Source organism: Citrobacter sp., from assembly GCF_050252275.1.
Taxonomy (GTDB): domain Bacteria; phylum Pseudomonadota; class Gammaproteobacteria; order Enterobacterales; family Enterobacteriaceae; genus Citrobacter_A; species Citrobacter_A amalonaticus.
The window spans coordinates 1-2,707 of sequence record NZ_JBFWLF010000416.1 but is presented as its reverse complement, the minus strand read 5'-3'; the positions used below and the strand labels follow the sequence as shown (position 1 = coordinate 2,707).

Genomic DNA, 2,707 nt, shown 5'->3' with positions numbered 1-2,707 from the left:
ATAAAGCTAACTTTATGATAATAAGGCAAAAAGATATGGATACTTCATTCATGAATTTCAGCTACTTCGCCATTATGTTTATGGTGGCGCTGATAGCGGGTTTTATTAATGTAGTTTCAGGCGGCGGTGGGTTTTTATCGATTGGAGCGCTATTGCTCTCAGGATTGCCGCCAGCCAATGCGCTGGCCACCAATAAGATTCAGGCGCTGGGCAGTTCATTGACGTCGGGGATCTACTTTCTGCGTCGCGGACATATCAACGTCCAGCAGCATAAGTATGTCTTTTTATCGGCGTTTGTGGGATCGGCTCTGGGGACGACGCTTATCCAGTTCATTGAACCGGAACTGCTGAAAAAACTGTTACCGGTACTCATCATCGCGGTAGCGCTGTACTTTATTTTTGCCCCCAATCTCACTGAACCAAAAAAGAAGCAGCAGGTGTCACTGTTTCTCTTTTCCCTGATAGGGGGAGGGTGCGTTGGTTTCTATGATGGATTCCTCGGCGCCGGGGCCGGTTCCTTTTATACCCTGTGCTACATCCTGCTGTGGGGATACAGCATCGATAAAGCGCAAATTCACTCTAATTTCATTAATCTTGCGTCCAACATCGCCTCTATTCTGTTCTTCATTTTCGGTGGCAAAATGATCTGGTCGCTGGGACTGGTGATGTTCGCCGGGCAGGCGCTTGGCGCACGCCTGGGGGCGACGGTAGTCCTCACGCGCGGCAAGAAAGTGATCAGGCCGATGATCGTGATTGTCTCTATCTGCATCAGCGGCAAAATGCTATTGGATATGTATTAAGGGCGTCCTGACAAATATTCCTGGAATCACCTTGAGTTTGCGGCCTGACACCAGTATTATGACGCGTCAATTTTTCAGCCGACCTTTAACACGTTCCTTGCCTCCATGGGCCGCGGCTGACCCAGACAGGAGGCTGAATAATCCGTAAGGAGCAATTCGATGCGTCATTACGAAATCGTTTTTATGGTCCATCCTGACCAGAGCGAACAGGTTCCGGGTATGATCGAGCGTTACTCTGCTGCCATCACTGGTGCAGAAGGCAAGATCCACCGTCTGGAAGACTGGGGCCGCCGTCAGCTGGCTTACCCGATCAACAAACTGCATAAAGCTCACTACGTTCTGCTGAACGTTGAAGCACCGCAGGAAGTGATCGATGAGCTGGAAACAACTTTCCGCTTCAACGACGCCGTTATCCGCAGCATGGTAATGCGTACTAAGCACGCTGTTACCGAAGCATCTCCGATGGTTAAAGCGAAAGACGAGCGCCGTGAGCGTCGCGATGATTTCGCAAACGAAACCGCAGATGATGCTGAAGCTGGGGATTCTGAAGAGTAATTTCTGATGACCAACCGTCTGGTGTTGTCCGGCACCGTGTGCAGGACCCCCCTTCGAAAGGTCAGTCCATCAGGAATTCCGCACTGCCAGTTCGTGCTTGAGCATCGTTCTGTGCAGGAGGAAGCCGGATTTCACCGGCAGGCGTGGTGCCAAATGCCCGTGATTGTTAGCGGACACGAAAACCAGGCCATTACTCACAGTATAACGGTCGGTAGCGCAGTGACCGTTCAGGGGTTCATCTCTTGCCACAAGGCAAAGAACGGCCTGAGCAAAATGGTTCTGCATGCCGAGCAGATTGAATTGATAGATTCTGGAGACTAGCCATATGGCACGTTATTTCCGTCGTCGCAAGTTCTGCCGTTTCACCGCGGAAGGCGTTCAAGAGATCGACTATAAAGATATCGCTACGCTGAAAAACTACATCACCGAAAGCGGTAAGATTGTCCCAAGCCGTATCACCGGTACCCGTGCAAAATACCAGCGTCAGCTGGCTCGCGCTATCAAACGCGCTCGCTACCTGTCTCTGCTGCCGTACACTGATCGTCATCAGTAATCGGTCACGGTCCATTAATACGACTTTGAGAGGATAAGGTAATGCAAGTTATTCTGCTTGATAAAGTAGCAAACCTGGGTAGCCTGGGTGATCAGGTTAACGTTAAAGCGGGCTATGCTCGTAACTTCCTGGTACCACAGGGTAAAGCTGTTCCTGCTACCAAGAAAAACGTTGAATACTTCGAAGCACGTCGCGCTGAACTGGAAGCTAAACTGGCTGACGTTCTGGCTGCTGCAAATGCACGCGCAGAGAAAATCAACGCACTGGAAACCGTTACCATCACGTCTAAAGCAGGCGACGAAGGTAAACTGTTCGGTTCCATCGGTACCCGCGACATCGCTGATGCTGTAACTGCAGCTGGCGTTGAAGTGGCTAAGAGCGAAGTTCGTCTGCCGAACGGCGTTCTGCGTACCACTGGTGAGCACGAAGTGGACTTCCAGGTTCACAGCGAAGTATTCGCTAAGCTGACCATTAACGTTGTTGCAGAATAAGTTTTTATTCTGATAACGTCGTAAGAAACGCCGACCTTGTGTCGGCGTTTTGCTTTTCTGCTCCCCTCATTTTTCGCTCTGGCTATTCTTTGTCCTTTTCGGGATAATCACTAAAAATAAAACATAATTTCAATCTGGTGATGAATGGATACTCCGCACCCGCAACCTTTGTTTGCGCGTAAAAATGTTGTCTGGCTGAGCGCGGCGTTTTGTTGTCTGCTCTGGGGCAGCGCCTATCCGGCCATAAAGAGCGGTTATGAGATCTTCCAGATCGCCGCTGACGATATTCCGTCCAAAATTGATTTCGC

5 protein-coding genes and 1 pseudogene are annotated in these 2,707 nt (G+C 50.1%); all 6 read left to right on the top strand.

Annotated features, from left to right (window positions below):
• The first annotated feature begins 35 nt into the window (after window positions 1-35).
• Window positions 36-800, top strand: a complete 765-nt coding sequence (locus tag AB7E14_RS22595) for a TSUP family transporter (RefSeq protein ID WP_044327173.1) — start codon at window positions 36-38, stop codon at window positions 798-800.
• Window positions 801-959: 159 nt separating this feature from the next.
• Window positions 960-1,355, top strand: a complete 396-nt coding sequence (rpsF, locus tag AB7E14_RS22590) for a 30S ribosomal protein S6 (RefSeq protein WP_042321529.1) — start codon at window positions 960-962, stop codon at window positions 1,353-1,355.
• A 6-nt stretch (window positions 1,356-1,361) separates the two neighbouring features.
• Window positions 1,362-1,676 carry a primosomal replication protein N gene (gene priB, locus AB7E14_RS22585; RefSeq protein WP_042321531.1) on the top strand — a complete coding sequence of 105 codons (315 nt, stop codon included), beginning with the start codon at window positions 1,362-1,364 and terminating at the stop codon, window positions 1,674-1,676.
• A gap of 4 nt (window positions 1,677-1,680) precedes the next feature.
• Window positions 1,681-1,908, top strand: a complete 228-nt coding sequence (gene rpsR / locus AB7E14_RS22580) for a 30S ribosomal protein S18 (RefSeq protein WP_000135199.1) — start codon at window positions 1,681-1,683, stop codon at window positions 1,906-1,908.
• A gap of 41 nt (window positions 1,909-1,949) precedes the next feature.
• Window positions 1,950-2,399 (top strand): 50S ribosomal protein L9, encoded by a 450-nt coding sequence (gene rplI / locus AB7E14_RS22575; protein ID WP_042999192.1) that lies wholly within the window; start codon window positions 1,950-1,952, stop codon window positions 2,397-2,399.
• A 144-nt stretch (window positions 2,400-2,543) separates the two neighbouring features.
• Window positions 2,544-2,707 (top strand): annotated as a pseudogene (locus AB7E14_RS22570) (EamA/RhaT family transporter); the annotation flags it as partial.

What these genes read in the sequence shown, in the direction of transcription:
- AB7E14_RS22595 (WP_044327173.1), top strand. Translation starts at nt 36, where the DNA reads ATGGATACTTCATTCATGAATTTCAGCTACTTCGCCATTATGTTTATG.
- rpsF (WP_042321529.1), top strand. Translation starts at nt 960, where the DNA reads ATGCGTCATTACGAAATCGTTTTTATGGTCCATCCTGACCAGAGCGAA.
- priB (WP_042321531.1), top strand. Translation starts at nt 1,362, where the DNA reads ATGACCAACCGTCTGGTGTTGTCCGGCACCGTGTGCAGGACCCCCCTT.
- rpsR (WP_000135199.1), top strand. Translation starts at nt 1,681, where the DNA reads ATGGCACGTTATTTCCGTCGTCGCAAGTTCTGCCGTTTCACCGCGGAA.
- rplI (WP_042999192.1), top strand. Translation starts at nt 1,950, where the DNA reads ATGCAAGTTATTCTGCTTGATAAAGTAGCAAACCTGGGTAGCCTGGGT.